The organism is Mesorhizobium quangtriensis, from assembly GCF_040081925.1.
Taxonomy (GTDB): domain Bacteria; phylum Pseudomonadota; class Alphaproteobacteria; order Rhizobiales; family Rhizobiaceae; genus Mesorhizobium_K; species Mesorhizobium_K quangtriensis.
In genome coordinates this window covers 489,682-506,559 of sequence record NZ_JBEBMF010000003.1, presented here as the reverse complement: position 1 = coordinate 506,559, position 16,878 = coordinate 489,682, and the positions used below count along the sequence as shown (strand labels likewise).

Annotated in this window: 11 protein-coding genes; 2 read left to right on the top strand and 9 right to left on the bottom strand. The window is 61.9% G+C overall.

Annotation, left to right across the window (positions count from 1 at the left end; all coding sequences use genetic code 11):
- Nucleotides 1-24 precede the first annotated feature (24 nt).
- From fusA to rpsL, 3 genes are all read right to left on the bottom strand, one after another.
- Nucleotides 25-2,115, bottom strand: coding sequence for an elongation factor G (gene fusA / locus ABMA32_RS18220; RefSeq protein ID WP_349015220.1), 2,091 nt, complete (start codon nt 2,113-2,115; stop codon nt 25-27).
- A 30-nt stretch (nt 2,116-2,145) separates the two neighbouring features.
- Nucleotides 2,146-2,616 (bottom strand): 30S ribosomal protein S7, encoded by a 471-nt coding sequence (rpsG, locus tag ABMA32_RS18215; protein WP_127229703.1) that lies wholly within the window; start codon nt 2,614-2,616, stop codon nt 2,146-2,148.
- A gap of 62 nt (nt 2,617-2,678) precedes the next feature.
- Nucleotides 2,679-3,050, bottom strand: coding sequence for a 30S ribosomal protein S12 (gene rpsL / locus ABMA32_RS18210; protein ID WP_292773271.1), 372 nt, complete (start codon nt 3,048-3,050; stop codon nt 2,679-2,681).
- Nucleotides 3,051-3,537: 487 nt separating this feature from the next.
- On the opposite strand from rpsL, the gene ABMA32_RS18205 reads away from it, so the two are divergent.
- Entirely contained in the window at nt 3,538-3,819 is a 282-nt protein-coding gene (locus tag ABMA32_RS18205; RefSeq protein ID WP_349015219.1) for a transcriptional regulator, read from the top strand.
- Between the two features lie 15 nt (nt 3,820-3,834).
- On the opposite strand, the gene ABMA32_RS18200 is transcribed toward ABMA32_RS18205, so the two are convergent.
- Nucleotides 3,835-5,091, bottom strand: a complete 1,257-nt coding sequence (locus tag ABMA32_RS18200) for an acyltransferase family protein (RefSeq protein ID WP_349015218.1) — start codon at nt 5,089-5,091, stop codon at nt 3,835-3,837.
- 161 nt (nt 5,092-5,252) lie between these two features.
- Here ABMA32_RS18200 and ABMA32_RS18195 point away from each other — a divergent pair, with 161 nt between their 5' ends.
- The gene (locus ABMA32_RS18195; protein WP_349015217.1) at nt 5,253-6,185 is read left to right on the top strand and encodes a Gfo/Idh/MocA family protein; all 933 of its coding nucleotides are present in this window, start codon (nt 5,253-5,255) and stop codon (nt 6,183-6,185) included.
- A gap of 27 nt (nt 6,186-6,212) precedes the next feature.
- Here ABMA32_RS18195 and ABMA32_RS18190 read toward each other — a convergent pair whose 3' ends face one another.
- The 5 genes from ABMA32_RS18190 to rplJ form a co-directional block, all read right to left on the bottom strand.
- Nucleotides 6,213-6,881, bottom strand: a complete 669-nt coding sequence (locus ABMA32_RS18190; protein ID WP_349015216.1) for an O-methyltransferase — start codon at nt 6,879-6,881, stop codon at nt 6,213-6,215.
- Between the two features lie 77 nt (nt 6,882-6,958).
- On the bottom strand, nt 6,959-11,155 hold the full coding sequence (gene rpoC / locus ABMA32_RS18185; protein WP_349015215.1) for a DNA-directed RNA polymerase subunit beta': 4,197 nt from the start codon (nt 11,153-11,155) through the stop codon (nt 6,959-6,961).
- 129 nt (nt 11,156-11,284) lie between these two features.
- Nucleotides 11,285-15,433, bottom strand: coding sequence for a DNA-directed RNA polymerase subunit beta (gene rpoB, locus ABMA32_RS18180; RefSeq protein ID WP_349015214.1), 4,149 nt, complete (start codon nt 15,431-15,433; stop codon nt 11,285-11,287).
- 217 nt (nt 15,434-15,650) lie between these two features.
- Nucleotides 15,651-16,028 carry a 50S ribosomal protein L7/L12 gene (gene rplL, locus ABMA32_RS18175; protein WP_349015213.1) on the bottom strand — a complete coding sequence of 126 codons (378 nt, stop codon included), beginning with the start codon at nt 16,026-16,028 and terminating at the stop codon, nt 15,651-15,653.
- 54 nt (nt 16,029-16,082) lie between these two features.
- Nucleotides 16,083-16,601: a 50S ribosomal protein L10 gene (gene rplJ, locus ABMA32_RS18170; RefSeq protein WP_349015212.1), complete on the bottom strand. Its 519-nt coding sequence runs from the start codon at nt 16,599-16,601 to the stop codon at nt 16,083-16,085.
- Nucleotides 16,602-16,878 lie beyond the last annotated feature (277 nt).

The following is a 16,878-nucleotide window of genomic DNA, read 5'->3' as shown; positions in this document are numbered from 1 at the left end:
AGTTACCGCGTCAAGCCTTTGGAATTAGGCGTATTTCTTCTGGACTTCCTGAGCGACCGCGGTCGGCACAGGCTCGTAGTGGTCGAACTGCATCGTGTACTGGGCGCGGCCCTGCGACATCGAACGCAGGTTGTCCACGTACTTGAACATGTTGGCCAACGGCACCATCGCGTTGACGACGACGGCAACGCCGCGCGTCTCCTGGCCCTGGATCTGGCCACGACGGCTGTTCAGATCGCCGATGACGTTGCCGACATAGTCTTCCGGCGTCACGACCTCGACCTTCATGATCGGCTCGAGGAGCTGCACACCGAGCTTCGGGGCGGCTTCCTTGAAGCAGGCGCGCGACGCGATTTCGAACGCGAGCACCGAGGAGTCGACGTCGTGGAAGGCACCGTCGACCAGCGTCGCCTTGACGCCGATCATCGGGAAGCCGGCGAACGGGCCGGAACCCATGACGCTGTTGATGCCCTTCTCGACGCCCGGAATGTATTCCTTCGGAACCGCACCACCGACGATCTTGGATTCGAAAACGAAATCCTCGCTCTCGGTGTTGGGCTCGAACTGGATCTTCACGCGGGCGAACTGGCCGGTACCACCGGTCTGCTTCTTGTGCGTGTAGTCCTGTTCGTGGGCACGCGAGATCGTCTCGCGGTAAGCCACCTGTGGCGCACCGACATTGGCCTCGACCTTGAACTCGCGACGCATGCGGTCGACGATGATGTCGAGGTGAAGCTCGCCCATGCCGGCGATGATGGTCTGGCCGCTTTCCTCGTCGGTCTTGACGCGGAAGGACGGATCCTCGGCGGCGAGGCGATGCAGCGCGAGGCCCATCTTTTCCTGGTCGCCCTTGGTCTTCGGCTCGATCGCGATCTGGATGACCGGATCGGGGAATTCCATGCGCTCCAGGATGACCGGGTTCAGCGGGTCGCACAGCGTGTCGCCGGTGGTCGTGTCCTTGAGGCCGGCCAGAGCGACGATGTCGCCGGCGAAAGCCTCTTCGATGTCCTCACGCGAGTTGGAGTGCATCTGCAGCATACGGCCGATGCGCTCCTTCTTGCCTTTGACGGTATTGTCAAGCGAGGTGCCCTTAGTGAGCTTGCCCGAATAGATGCGCGCGAAGGTCAGCGAGCCGACGAAGGGGTCGTTCATGATCTTGAACGCGAGCATCGACAGCGGCTCGTTGTCGTCGGCGTGACGCTCGATTTCTTTCTCGGTCTTGGCGTCGATGCCCTTGATCGCCGGAACGTCAACCGGCGACGGCAGGAACTCGACGACGGCGTCGAGGAGCGGCTGCACGCCCTTGTTCTTGAAGGCCGAGCCACAGAACATCGGGAAGAACTTGACGGCGATCGTGCCCTTGCGGATCAGCGCGCGGATCTCGTCGTTCGAAGGCATCTTGCCTTCGAGGTAGTTGTTCATCGCCTCGTCGTCCATTTCGACGGCGGCTTCGATCATCTTCTCGCGGAATTCTTCGGCCTTCGCCTTGAGGTCGGCCGGAATCTCGACCACGTCCCAGGCAGCGCCGAGCGACTCGTCGCGCCATACCAGCGCGTTCATCTCGATAAGATCGACAACGCCCTTGAATTCAGTCTCGGCGCCGATCGGAAGCTGCATGGCGACGGCCTGTGCACCAAGGCGCGAGCCGATCATCTCGTAGGAGCGGTAGAAGTCCGCGCCGATCTTGTCCATCTTGTTGCAGAAGATCATGCGCGGCACGTGGTACTTGTCAGCCTGGCGCCACACGGTCTCGGTCTGCGGCTCGACACCGGCGTTGGCGTCGAGCAGCGCGATGGCGCCGTCGAGAACGCGCAGCGAACGCTCGACTTCGATGGTGAAGTCGACGTGGCCGGGGGTGTCGATGATGTTGAAGCGGCGCAGCTTGCCGTCACGGCCCTTCCAGAAGGTCGTGGTGGCGGCGGACGTGATGGTGATGCCGCGCTCCTGCTCCTGCTCCATCCAGTCCATCGTGGCCGCGCCATCGTGGACTTCGCCGATCTTGTGCGACTTGCCGGTGTAGTAGAGGACGCGCTCGGTCGTCGTCGTCTTGCCGGCGTCGATATGCGCCATGATGCCGAAGTTACGGTAGTCTTCGATTTTATATTCGCGGGCCATGATGGTGCCTCTCAGTCTCTCGTCTGCGCCTTACCAGCGGTAGTGCGCGAAGGCGCGGTTGGCTTCCGCCATCTTGTGGGTGTCTTCACGCTTCTTCACGGCGGTGCCGCGGTTGTTGGCCGCGTCCATCAATTCACCGGAGAGGCGATCGACCATGGTGGTCTCGTTACGGTTGCGCGCCGCGGCGATCAGCCAGCGGATTGCAAGCGCCTGGCGACGCTCGGGGCGAACGTCGACCGGAACCTGATAGGTCGCGCCACCGACGCGGCGGGAACGGACCTCGACGTGCGGCGCGACATTGTCGAGCGCCTGATGGAAGACCGTGACCGGCTCCTGCTTCGTCTTGGCCTGCACCTGGTCGAGCGCGCCATAGACGATCGTCTCGGCGACTGACTTCTTACCGTCATACATGACGGCGTTCATGAACTTGGTGACGACGAGATCGCCGAACTTCGGGTCCGGGTTGATCTCACGCTTCTCTGCACTGTGGCGACGGGACATGCTTTTGTCTCTCTTGTCTCAGGCCCGGCGCACAAACAAAAAGCGCCGAAGCCGGGGGACCCTTACTTCGGACGCTTGGCGCCGTATTTCGAGCGGCGCTGCTTGCGGTTCTTCACACCCTGGGTGTCGAGCACGCCACGGATGATGTGGTAGCGCACACCCGGAAGGTCCTTCACGCGACCGCCGCGGATCATGACCACGGAGTGCTCCTGAAGGTTATGGCCCTCGCCCGGGATATAGCCGATCACCTCGAAGCCGTTGGTCAGGCGGATCTTCGCAACCTTGCGCAGAGCGGAGTTCGGCTTCTTCGGCGTCGTGGTGTAGACGCGCGTACAGACACCGCGCTTCTGCGGGTTCTGCTGCATCGCCGGGACCTTGTTTCGCGTAGCCGGCACCTGGCGCGGCTTGCGGATCAGCTGGTTGACGGTAGGCATTAAATCCTCTTGTCTCTCAATTCCGTATCTTGAGCCCGTTCCGGACCCGTCCTGCTTCGAGCGGGACTGTCATTTCCATACGCAAATTCGGGCAAAACACCGCTTGCAGCGGTCCTGCCCGAACAAAAGCAGAGGAAGCGGAAGCCGCTTCGTGCATGCTGGAAATGTTCAGTCGCTCGTAAGACGAACCCTGTTTGAGGCAAACTCCTGGGCGAGACGCCCTGGAAAGCAAAACCTCACATCGGCTCAGATTGCGCGGCTTCTACTCGCAACACCCGAAAGCGTCAACCCCGCAGCCACGATTTCTCTCGTCAAATAGGCGCATGCCTGTCATGCCGCAAGCCCGCGACATTTTCTTGCGTGTTCACGGGGCCAGAATGCAGAAAGTGACCAGCTATTTCTGTCCGCGAGGGTCGCGGCGTGCGACAGATATCCCGACAAACGAATCTCCGGCGCGGCAGACACGCCAAACAAGGGAATCACCGCCATGAACGACAACGACGAGCGATCCGTCACCATCATCATTGGACGGGTGCGCCGCGACAAAACGGGCCCGTGGGAGGATGTCCATGTGCTGCTTACCGCGCCAGACGACGATTCTGCCGTGCGGATGACGCTGACCGCGCTGACTCGCGAAGGCTACGCCGAGGCCGAGCTCGACCAGATCGGCGACATGGAAGGCGAGCCGGACGAGGAACCGCACATTTCAGCCTATCAGGGCGCACTCGAGGGGGAGGTTGCGATCGTGGTGGTGAAAGGAGGACGGTGAATCCAGCCCGATACGCTATCGATTCAGGTCTGCAACTGCGGGCGACCTGTTTTCGGTTTTTGGCGGCGCGGTGCTTTTTCCGGGGCGTATGGGTAGCCCGAAAAGCGGTCGAAGCACAGGGATTCTTCGGATGATCTCGTAGCCCAGCACGCACCCGAACAGCGTCACGCCCAGAATCGTTGCAAGTTCCACCCACATCGGCGCTTCGTGCATCGTGAACCAATAGCTGACCATCACGATGATCGGCATGTGTAGGATGTAGTATGGAAATATTCCCGTGGTGAGGTACGCCAACAGACGTGTGCGCCGGCTGGCGAACCGCCGAGCCAGCCCGAGGACAAGCACAAGAATCGACCACGAATAGAAAGGTTTGAGGAGCAGCGCCGCATAAAGCAGTCGGGCATCGCGGTCCAACTCGAACTGGTTGATCCATGCCGCCAACAACAAGCCACCGAGCAACAGCGACAAGCCGATTGCAGCCGGAAAGGCTTTGTCGATGGCGCGCCAGAAGTCCTCGTTCTTCGCGGCCATGAAGCCAAGCAGGAAATAGCTGAAGGTGCGCGCAGGCCCCGCCCAGCTTCCTACGTCAAATTGCGACAGGTAGATATCAAGTGCGGCGACATAGAGGATGAAGGGGATAGCCGGAACCAACAGCACACGCCAGAAGCCACCTCCGGCGAGCCAGGCAAAGAACGGCTCGGCCAAATGCTTTGTTGCAGTTCTCCAGACGGGCAGGAAGGCCGCGATGATCATCATGTAGGTGAGGATAGCCGCGACGTACCACAGGTGATGCGCATCCGGCACGCTGAACGCATACTGACCGAAACCAAGATAGTCACGATAGTAGACGAGATAGCCGGCAGGTATCTCGTCTCGGAAACGTAGCGTTATGTAGCTCAGCGGGACACAGAGCACCAAACTTCCAAACACCAGAGGTACGAAGAGCCGCGTGAATCGCTCCTGCACAAAATCGCGCAAAGGTACCTTGTCGACCGCAAATCGAACCGCCACGCCCGAGATGAAAAAGAGGGCCGCCAGCGAACTGACCAGTCCCATAGCCGGTTCGATGAAGGTGGAACTGTAACGGCTGCTGACGTAGGCATTGTCCCAGGTCACGTATGACAGGCCAATGTGATAGAGGATCAACACGCCGAAGGCGCATATCCTCAGCCAGTCCAAGTCGTGCCGGCGTGGGGCGCCCTGCCCGCCAGGCCTGGCGTCGCCTTCCTGACCTGAACCGTCAGATTTCATGAGTGGCGTCACGATCTTCATCCAGATCAATTTTCATCAGGCATGCGGTGAGCCAATCCGATGCAGACCGTACCGACTGTGGCACCAATCCGCCAGCGCGCAACTTCCGAACAGCGAGCCGATCCCTTCGCTTGCGCCCATCTTTCGTTCTGCTAATCACGACACGACACAGGGAGCAGATCATGTCCAGCAGCGCACCAATCCGGCTCGGCATCGTGGGGGTCGGCAAGATCGTTCGCGACCAGCATCTGCCTGCCCTCGCCAAGGACCAAGACTATACGCTCGTCGCGGCGGCAAGCAGGAATGCAACCGTCGACGGCATCGCCAACTTCGCAACCATCGAGGACATGCTCGCGTCTGACGTCCAGATCGATGCGGTTTCGCTGTGCCAGCCACCGCAGGTCCGACATACGGCGGCGCGTACGGCATTGCTGGCCGGAAAGCACGTGTTTCTCGAGAAGCCACCGGGAGCAACCGTCAGTGAGGTCGAGGATTTGAAGGTAATCGCCTCCCGGCAGGGCGTGTCGCTGTTCGCAAGCTGGCACTCCCGCTATGCCGCCTCGGTCGAGGCTGCGCGCAGCTTTCTTGCCGGCACGACGATCCGCTCGGCCGCGATCGACTGGAAGGAAGACGTCCGGCGCTGGCATCCGAACCAGGACTGGATCTGGCAGGCCGGCGGTTTCGGCGTCTTCGATCCAGGCATCAACGCATTGTCTATCGCCACGCACATCCTGCCGCCCATGTTCGTGACCTCCGCGCGGCTGGACTTCCCGGAGAATCGCGATGCACCAATTGCAGCCGAGATCGCGTTCCGCGCGTCGAGCGGCCAAACAGTGAATGCGGTGTTCGACTGGCGCCAGACCGGCCCGCAGACGTGGAACATCACCGCCGACACCGAGGCGGGCGCGATGCTGCTGTCGTCCGGTGGCGCGACACTTGCGATCGACGGCAAGGTCGTCCACGAGGCGCCGGACACGGAATATCCTGCGCTCTACAGGCGCTTTGCCGAGATCGTCCGGGCAGGCAAGAGCGACGCTGACCTCGCCCCGTTGCAGCATGTTGCCGACGCCTTCATGCTGGGGCGTCGCAACGTGGTCGAGGCGTTCTTCGACTGAGATCGGGCGTCCTTGCCTGGGACGCCTCTATTGTGTGACGAGGGCGATGGCGAAACCGTCGTAGCCCTTCACGCCTACGGTCTGGATAGCGGTTGCATCTAGCCTTGACTCGTCGGCCATGAAGGACAGCGCCGCCCTCGCCCCTTCCACGTTCGGGTCGCGTCCGCTGGCATCGAGCACGGCTCCGTCACGAATGACGTTATCGCAGATGATGACCGTGCCGGGTCGCGACAGGCGCATCGCCCAGCGCAGGTAGTTGGGATTGTTGGGTTTGTCGGCGTCGATGAAAACGAGATCAAAAGGTTCGGCGGCTTCCGAGCCAAGCGCTTCCAGTGACTTTAGGGCTGGCCCCTCGCGAAGTTCGATGCGATCGGCAAGTCCGGCGGCTTCGAAATTGGAGCGCGCTACCTGGGCGTGGCGAGGGTCAAGCTCCAGCGTCACCACAAGGCCGTCGGCCGGCAGGGCGCGCGCAAGCCAGATGGTGGAGTAACCGCCAAGTGTGCCGATCTCGAGAACGCGCTTTGCGCCGATCATCCGCGCCAGCAAATGGAGTAGCTTGCCCTGCGCGGGCGACACGTCGATCGCCGGCAACCCAGCATCATTGTTAGCGGTCAGCACCGCTTCAAGGACTGCCTCAGGCGATACGAGCTTCTCGCCGATCAGGCCGTCAACGGCCTCCCAGATTGTTTCTCCCATCTTACCTCCTTGCTCCCCCCAGACAGCAAAAGGGGCCCGACAGGGCCCCTTTCATCATGCGCTCCGAACGTCGCCGATTACTCCGCGGCGTTCGTCATGTCGGCGAGCATCGGGCCGGCTGTTTCGGCACCCGACGCCTTGCGGCGCTCGTCGAGGATGAGCTCGTCGCGCGACGTGGCGATGCGCCGGATCTGGCTCATCTGTCCGCCGGTGCCGGCCGGGATGAGACGGCCGACGATGACGTTTTCCTTCAGGCCCTGCAGCATGTCGGTCTTGCCGGCAACCGCAGCTTCCGTCAGCACGCGGGTCGTCTCCTGGAAGGAGGCGGCCGAGATGAAGGACGGCGTCTGCAGCGAGGCCTTGGTGATGCCGAGCAGAACCGGCTGGCCTTCGGCGGGCTGCTTGCCCTCCTCAATCAGACGATCGTTGATTTCCTCGAGCTCGATCACGTCGACATGGTCGCCCGGGATGTAAGTCGAGTCGCCCTGCACCGTGATCTCGACCTTCTGCAGCATCTGGCGAACGATAACCTCGATGTGCTTGTCGTTGATCAACACGCCCTGCAACCGGTAGACTTCCTGGATCTCGTTGACGAGGTACGAGGCCAGAGCCTCGACGCCCTTGATCGCCAGGATGTCGTGCGGCGCCGGATTGCCGTCGAGGATGTAGTCGCCCTTCTCGATGGCGTCGCCGTCCTGAAGATGGAACGGCTTGCCCTTCGGGATGAGATACTCGACCGGCTCCAGCGTCGAGTCATGCGGCTCGATGATGATGCGGCGCTTGTTCTTGTAGTCGCGGCCGAAGCGGATCGTGCCATCGATCTCGGCGATGATGGCATGGTCCTTCGGACGACGGGCCTCGAACAGTTCGGCAACACGCGGCAGACCACCGGTGATGTCCTTGGTCTTGGCGCTTTCCATCGGGATACGCGCAATCACGTCGCCGGGCTTCACGGTCGCACCGGGTTCCACCGACAGGATGGCCTCGACCGACAGCTGGAAGCGGGCGTCGCCGCCCTTCGCCAGCTTGCCGACCTTGCCCTTGGAATCAAGGATGGTGATCGCAGGCTTGAGATCCGAGCCGCGCGGGGTGGACCGCCAGTCGATGACCTCGCGCTTGGTGATGCCGGTCGATTCGTCGGTCGTCTCCTGCACGGAGATACCGTCGACCAGATCCTCGAACGCCACCTTGCCGGCGACTTCGGTGAGCACCGGGCGGGTGTAGGGATCCCACTCGGCGACACGCTGGCCGCGCTTCACCTTGTCGCCGTCGTCCACATAGATGCGGGCGCCGTAGGTGACGCGGTGCGTCGCACGCTCCTTGCCGGCCTCGTCGAGGATCAGGATCGCCATGTTGCGGCCCATCACCACGAGATTGCCATCGGAATTGCGCACGACATTGCGGTTGCGGATCTGCACCGTGCCTTCATACGAGGCTTCCAGGAAGGACGAGTCGACGACCTGCGCCGTGCCGCCCATGTGGAAGGTACGCATGGTGAGCTGGGTGCCCGGCTCGCCGATCGACTGCGCGGCAATGACGCCGACAGCCTCGCCCTGGTTGACGGGGGTACCGCGCGCCAGGTCGCGTCCGTAGCAGACCGCGCAGACACCGACCCTGACTTCGCAGGTCAGCGCCGAACGGATGCGGACGGACTGAACGCCAGCCTTCTCGATCACCTCGATGTCACGCTCGTCCATCAAAGTGCCACCCTTCACGAGCACATCGCCCGTGATCGGATGGTTGATGTCGTCGAGCGCAGTACGGCCCAGGATACGCTGGCCGAGCGAAGCCACCACCTGGCCCGCATCGACGATCGGCTGCATGGTGAGGCCCTTTTCGGTGCCGCAGTCGAGCGAGTTGACGATGCAATCCTGTGCGACGTCGACGAGGCGGCGCGTCAGATAGCCGGAGTTGGCCGTCTTCAGAGCCGTATCGGCGAGACCCTTGCGGGCGCCGTGCGTGGAGTTGAAGTACTCAAGAACGGTCAGACCTTCCTTGAAGTTGGAGATGATCGGCGTCTCGATGATTTCGCCCGACGGCTTAGCCATAAGGCCGCGCATACCGGCGAGCTGACGCATCTGGGTGGGCGAACCACGCGCACCCGAATGCGACATCATGTAGATCGAGTTCATAGGCTTCTGACGACCGTTGTCGTCGAACTCGACCGCCTTGATGCGGCTCATCATCTCGTCGGCGACCTTCTCCGAGCACTTGGCCCAGGCATCGACGACCTTGTTGTACTTTTCGCCCTGAGTGATCAGGCCGTCATTGTACTGCTGCTCGTATTCCTTCGTCAGAGCCTCGGTGTCGGCAACCAGCTTCTCCTTGGCCGACGGGATCAGCATGTCGTCCTTACCGAACGAAATGCCGGCGCGGCAGGCATGGCTGAATCCGAGCGCCATGATGCGGTCGCAGAAGATCACAGTCTCCTTCTGGCCGCAGTGGCGATAGACCGTGTCGATCATCTTGGAGATGTTCTTCTTGGTCATTTCCTGGTTGGCGGTCTCGAACGGCACGTTGACGTTCTTCGGCAGCAGTTCGCCGAGGATCATGCGGCCAGGTGTGGTGTCGTAGATCTTCGACACAACCTTGCCTTCCGCGTCGACCGTCTTGAAACGGCCCTTGATCTTGGCGTGCAGCGTGACGGCCTTGGTCTCCAGCGCATGCTGAAGCTCGCCCATGTCGGCGAACATCATGCCCTGGCCGGGCTCGTTCTCGTTGACGATCGAGAGGTAGTATAGGCCGAGAACCATGTCCTGCGACGGCACGATGATCGGCGCGCCGGACGCGGGGTGCAGGATGTTGTTGGTCGACATCATCAGCACGCGGGCCTCGAGCTGGGCCTCGAGCGACAGCGGAACGTGGACAGCCATCTGGTCGCCGTCGAAGTCGGCGTTGAAGGCCGTGCAGACCAGCGGGTGAAGCTGGATCGCCTTGCCTTCGATCAGGGTCGGCTCGAACGCCTGGATGCCAAGGCGGTGCAGCGTCGGCGCGCGGTTGAGCAGCACCGGATGCTCGCGGATGACCTCGTCGAGGATATCCCAGACTTCAGGCTTTTCCTTCTCGACCAGCTTCTTGGCCTGCTTGACGGTCGAGGAATAACCCTTGGCGTCGAGACGGGCGTAGATGAACGGCTTAAACAGTTCCAGCGCCATCTTCTTCGGCAGGCCGCACTGGTGCAGCTTGAGTTCCGGACCGGTCACGATGACCGAGCGGCCGGAATAGTCGACGCGCTTGCCGAGCAGGTTCTGGCGGAACCGGCCCTGCTTGCCCTTGAGCATGTCGGAGAGCGACTTCAGCGGACGCTTGTTGGCGCCGGTGATGACGCGGCCGCGACGACCGTTGTCGAACAGCGCATCGACCGCCTCCTGAAGCATGCGCTTCTCATTGCGGATGATGATGCCAGGCGCGCGAAGCTCGATCAGGCGCTTCAGGCGGTTATTGCGGTTGATGACGCGACGATAGAGGTCGTTCAGGTCGGACGTCGCGAAACGGCCGCCGTCGAGCGGAACCAGCGGACGCAGGTCCGGCGGGATGACCGGGACGACTTTCAGGATCATCCACTCCGGACGGTTGCCGGACTCCATGAAGTTCTCAACCACCTTGAGGCGCTTGAGATACTTCTTCTGCTTCAGCTCGGAGGTCGTCGAAGCGAGCTCCGAACGAAGATCGCCAGCAATCTTCTCCAGGTCCATGCCGGCCAGAAGATCGTGGATCGCCTCGGCGCCGATCATGGCGGTGAAGGAGTCCTCGCCGTACTCGTCGACGGCGATCATGTACTCCTCTTCCGAGAGGAGCTGGTGCTCCTTCAGGGCGGTCAGGCCCGGCTCGGTGACGATATAGTTCTCGAAGTACAGGACGCGCTCGATATCCTTGAGCGTCATGTCCAGCAGCGTGCCGATACGCGACGGCAGCGACTTCAGGAACCAGATGTGCGCGACGGGCGCTGCCAGCTCGATATGACCCATGCGCTCGCGACGGACGCGCGACAGTGTCACTTCCACGCCGCACTTCTCGCAGATTACGCCCTTGTACTTCATGCGCTTGTACTTGCCGCACAGGCACTCGTAGTCCTTGATCGGGCCAAAAATGCGCGCGCAGAACAAGCCGTCACGCTCGGGCTTGAACGTGCGGTAGTTGATGGTCTCCGGCTTCTTGATCTCGCCGAAAGACCAGGACAGAATCTTTTCCGGGCTCGCCAGCGATATCCGGATGGAATCGAACACCTGCGCGGGCGCCTGCGGGTTGAAGAGATTCATGACCTCTTGGTTCATGCCGTTCTCCTTTTCGGGGTCGGGGAACCCCATTTTCCAGTTCTTTGTCGGGCGGTATCGCCCATCGTTCCGGCCGGGCCGGGAAATTCGTCAGATGCGCTGAGGCTCAAGCCGCAACGCATCTGATTGTTACTCTGCCGCGTCGGGCAGTCGTGACGGCGCGTCGTCGACCTTGGTGTTCTCCAGCTCGACGTTGAGGCCCAGCGAACGCATTTCCTTGACGAGAACGTTGAAGCTCTCCGGAATGCCTGCCTCGAACGTGTCGTCGCCACGCACGATCGCTTCGTAGACCTTGGTACGGCCGGCCACGTCGTCCGACTTCACGGTCAGCATCTCCTGCAGCGTGTAGGCGGCGCCGTAGGCTTCGAGCGCCCAGACCTCCATTTCGCCGAAGCGCTGGCCGCCGAACTGCGCCTTGCCGCCCAGCGGCTGCTGGGTGACGAGCGAGTACGGGCCGATCGAACGCGCGTGGATCTTGTCGTCCACGAGGTGGTGAAGCTTGAGCATGTAGATGTAGCCCATCGTCACCTTGCGGTCGAACGGCTCGCCCGTGCGTCCGTCGTAGAGCTGCGACTGACCCGACGTGTGCAGGCCCGCATCTTCCAGCATCTGGTTGATGTTGACCTCATGCGCACCGTCGAACACCGGCGTTGCGATTGACACACCGCGACGCATCTGTTCGCCGAGGCGAATGATGGACTCGTCGTCATACTCACGCACCGGCTCGTTGCGGTCGTTGGCGGGGATGAGTCCCTCCAGCGTCTTGCGAAGCGGCTTGATGTCGCCGCCCTCCTTGCCACCCGACTTATAGGCGTCGATCAGCTCGCCGATCTTGCGGCCCATGCCTGCGCAGGCCCAGCCCAGATGCGTCTCCAGGATCTGGCCGACGTTCATGCGCGACGGCACACCCAGCGGGTTGAGCACGATGTCGGCATGCGTGCCGTCCTCGAGGAACGGCATGTCCTCGACCGGAACAATGCGCGAGACAACGCCCTTGTTGCCGTGACGGCCGGCCATCTTGTCGCCCGGCTGCATCTTGCGCTTCACCGCGACGAAGACCTTGACCATCTTCATCACGCCCGGAGGCATTTCGTCGCCGCGCTGGACCTTCTCGACCTTGTCCATGAAGCGCTGCTCGAGCGCCTTCTTGGACTCGTCGTACTGGCCGCGAAGAGCTTCCAGTTCACTCTGGAGCTTCTCGCTGTCGACCGCGAACTGCCACCACTGCGAACGCGGATAGTCGTCCAGAACTTCCTTGTTGAGCTTGGTGCCCTTCTTGAAGCCCTTCGGACCGGCAATCGCTTCCTTGTTCTTCAGCATGTCGGACAGACGGCTGTAGACGTTGCGGTCGAGGATCGCCTGCTCGTCGTCACGGTCCTTGGCCAGACGCTCGATCTCCTCGCGCTCGATCGCCATTGCGCGTTCGTCCTTCTCCACGCCGTGGCGGTTGAAGACGCGAACCTCGACGACGGTGCCGAAGGTGCCCGGAGGCATGCGCATCGAGGTGTCACGCACGTCGGAGGCCTTCTCGCCGAAGATGGCGCGCAGGAGCTTTTCCTCCGGCGTCATCGGGCTTTCGCCCTTCGGCGTGATCTTGCCAACCAGGATGTCGCCCGGCTGCACCTCCGCGCCGATGTAGACGATGCCGGCCTCGTCGAGGTTCTTCAGCGCTTCTTCCGAAACGTTCGGAATGTCGCGCGTGATTTCCTCCGGCCCGAGTTTGGTATCGCGAGCCATGACCTCGAACTCCTCGATGTGGATCGAGGTGAAGACGTCGTCGGCCACGATGCGCTCGGAGAGCAGGATCGAGTCCTCGTAATTGTAGCCGTTCCACGGCATGAACGCGACGAGCACGTTGCGGCCGAGAGCCAGATCGCCGAGGTCGGTCGACGGACCGTCCGCGATGATGTCGCCCTTGTTGACCTTGTCGCCCATGCGAACCAGCGGACGCTGGTTGATGCAGGTGTTCTGGTTCGAACGCTGGAACTTCATCAGCCGGTAGATATCGACGCCGGACTTGCCCGGATCGAGGTCTTCCGTTGCGCGGATGACGATACGCGTCGCGTCCACCTGGTCGACGATGCCGCCACGGCGTGCGCCAATGGCCGCGCCGGAGTCACGGGCCACGATCGGCTCCATGCCGGTGCCGACGAACGGCGCTTCGGCGCGCACCAGCGGCACGGCCTGACGCTGCATGTTCGAGCCCATCAGAGCGCGGTTGGCGTCGTCGTTCTCGAGGAACGGGATCAGCGCCGCGGCGACCGAAACGAGCTGCTTCGGCGACACGTCCATGAGATCGACGTTCTCGCGCGGAGCCATCATCACTTCGCCGGCATGGCGGCAGATGACGAACTCGTCGACGAAGCCGCCCTTCTTGTCGAGCTCGGCGTTGGCCTGCGCGACGTAGTGCTTGGCCTCTTCCATCGCCGACAGGTAGACGACGTCCTGCGTCACCTTGCCGTTCACGATCTTGCGGTACGGGGTCTCGATGAAGCCGTACTTGTTGACGCGCGCGAAGGTGGCGAGCGAGTTGATCAGGCCGATGTTCGGACCTTCCGGCGTCTCGATCGGGCAGATACGGCCATAGTGGGTCGGGTGCACGTCGCGGACTTCGAAGCCGGCGCGCTCGCGGGTGAGACCGCCCGGCCCGAGCGCCGAGAGACGACGCTTGTGCGTGATCTCGGAGAGCGGGTTGGTCTGGTCCATGAACTGCGAGAGCTGCGAGGAACCGAAGAACTCGCGCACGGCGGCGGCCGCCGGCTTGGCATTGATCAGGTCCTGCGGCATTACCGTGTCGATCTCGATCGAGGACATACGCTCCTTGATCGCGCGCTCCATGCGCAGCAGGCCTACGCGGTACTGGTTCTCCATGAGCTCGCCGACCGAACGCACGCGGCGGTTGCCGAGATTGTCGATGTCGTCGATCTCGCCCTTGCCGTCACGCAGTTCGACCAGCGTCTTCACCACGGCAAGGATGTCGTCCTTGCGCAGCACACGCACGGTGTCCTCGGCGTCGAGTTCGAGACGCATGTTCATCTTGACGCGACCGACGGCCGAGAGGTCGTAGCGGTCGGCATCGAAGAACAGCGAATGGAACATCGCTTCGGCGGTTTCGAGCGTCGGCGGCTCGCCGGGACGCATGACGCGGTAGATGTCGAACAAGGCATCCTGGCGGCTCTCGTTCTTGTCGATCGCCAGCGTGTTGCGGATGTAACCGCCCACGTTGATGTGGTCGATGTCGAGAATCTGGACTTCCTTGTCGCCGGCCTCGAGCAGGACCTTGAGCGTCTTGTCGTCGATCTCGTCGCCGGCCTCGAGGAAGATTTCGCCGGTCTTGTAGTCGACGATGTCCTCGGCGAGGTAGCTGCCGAGCAGGTCCTCATTCGTCGCCTTGATGGCCTTCAGGCCCTTCTCGGCAAGCTGCTTGGCCTGGCGCGCAGTGATCTTGCGACCAGCCTCGACCACGACCTCGCCGCTGTCGGCATCGACCAGGTCGTTAACAGCCTTGAGGCCCTTGAAGCGATCCACGGAATACGGGATGCGCCAGTGGTCCTTGGAACGCTTGTAGGTGATCTTGTTGTAGAAGGTCGACAGGATCTCCTCGCTGTCCATCCCGAGCGCCATCAGCAGGCTGGTGACGGGGATTTTGCGACGACGATCGATGCGGGCGTGGACGACGTCCTTCGAGTCGAACTCGATGTCGAGCCAGGAGCCGCGATAGGGAATGACGCGCGCGGCAAACAGCAGCTTCCCCGACGAGTGCGACTTGCCCTTGTCGTGGTCGAAGAAGACGCCCGGCGAGCGGTGCATCTGGGAGACAATGACACGCTCGGTGCCGTTGACGATGAACGTGCCGTTCAGGGTCATGAGCGGCATGTCGCCCATGTAGACGTCCTGCTCCTTGATGTCCTTGATCGACTTCGCGCCGGTATCCTCGTCGATGTCGAACACGATCAGGCGCAGCGTCACCTTCAGCGGCGCAGCGTATGTCAGGTCGCGCTGACGGCACTCGTCGACGTCGAACTTCGGTGCCTCGAACTCGTACTTGACGAATTCGAGCATCGACGAACCGGAGAAGTCGGAGATCGGGAACACCGACTTGAAGACAGCTTGCAAGCCTTCGTCGGCGCGACCGCCTTCCGGCTCCTTGACCATCAGGAATTGGTCATAGGAAGCCTTTTGAACCTCGATAAGGTTCGGCATTTCAGCAACTTCAGGGATATTCCCGAAGAATTTCCTTACGCGTCTGCGGCCATTGAATGACAGGGTCTGGGCCATCGTCGCTCCTTGCTCTTCTTGGGCGCGGCCTCGGCCTGCACACGCCCTTCAATTCTCCGGATCGCTGCGGCGACCCGCTAAAACGGTGAAAAACCCGTTTCCGGAAGGCCGATTTTTCGGCCCTCAGGAAAGAGGTTCTCCCACCACATGCCCCAATACGCGGGCGCCCCCGAAAGGGGGAATGGCGGGCGGCAAAGCCACCCGCCAAACGCAACGCTTACTTCAGGTCGACCTTGGCGCCGGCTGCTTCCAGCTGGGCCTTGAACTTCTCGGCGTCGGCCTTGGAAACAGCTTCCTTGACCGGCTTCGGAGCGCCCTCGACCAGGTCCTTGGCTTCCTTGAGGCCAAGGCCGGTGATGGCACGGACTTCCTTGATGACGTTGATCTTCTGCGCGCCGGCGTCCGTCAGGACGACGTCGAACTCTGTCTTCTCTTCAGCCGGAGCTGCAGCAGCGGCACCGCCGCCAGCAGCGGCAACCGCCACAGGAGCAGCAGCCGAAACGCCCCACTTCTCTTCCAGAAGCTTCGAAAGCTCTGCCGCCTCAAGGACGGTCAGCGCGGAGAGGTCGTCTACGATCTTCGCGAGATCAGCCATTTTTATATTCCTTCACTAGGTTTGAACGTGTTTCTTCAGCAGCGAGGAACAGCCTCATGCCGCCTCGTCCTTCCGGGCATAAGCGCCGATGACACGCGCGACCGAAGCCGCGGGCGCATTGACGACCTGGGCAATCCGGGTTGCCGGCGTGGCGATCATGCCAACCAGCTTGGCGCGCAGCTCGTCGAGCGACGGCAGTGTGGCAAGTGCCTTCACACCGTCGGCATTGAGAGCAGTCGCTCCCATCGCGCCACCGAGAATGATAAGCTTCTCATTCCCCTTAGCGAAATCGGAGGCGATCTTCGGCGCCGTAACCGGATCTTCCGAATAGGCGATCAGCGTCTGTCCCTTGAACAGGTCGATGATGCTTTCGGAGCCCGTACCCTGAAGAGCGATTTTGGCGAGACGGTTCTTCGCGACTTTGACGGTGCCGCCCGCAGTACGCATCTTCGTACGAAGATCGTTCATCTGCGCAACGGTGATACCGGCATAGTGGGCCACGACCACCGAGCCGGCGCCCTTGAGGGCGTCGTTCAGGTCCGTGACGAGTTCGCGCTTTTCCGCTCTGTCCACTGCCTATCTCCAGTTGACCGCTTCCCCATTCCCGGGGTTGCGGCCGGTTGCCTTCTGCCGGCCGGGCTTTCCAAAACTGGATCACCCGAACGGCGGTTCAGAGGATCCTGCCCCCTTTCGCCACACCGCCGGGACCAGCCCGTCGATGCGCAGACAAAAGGCAAACACGGTTCAAACCTTTCATTGGAGCATTCGCTCCTTTGTCGGGTCCTTACCCGTCTCATGCAGGCCATTCGATTAAGGCCATCACGCAGAAGCGCTTCAGGCCGCCCACAAT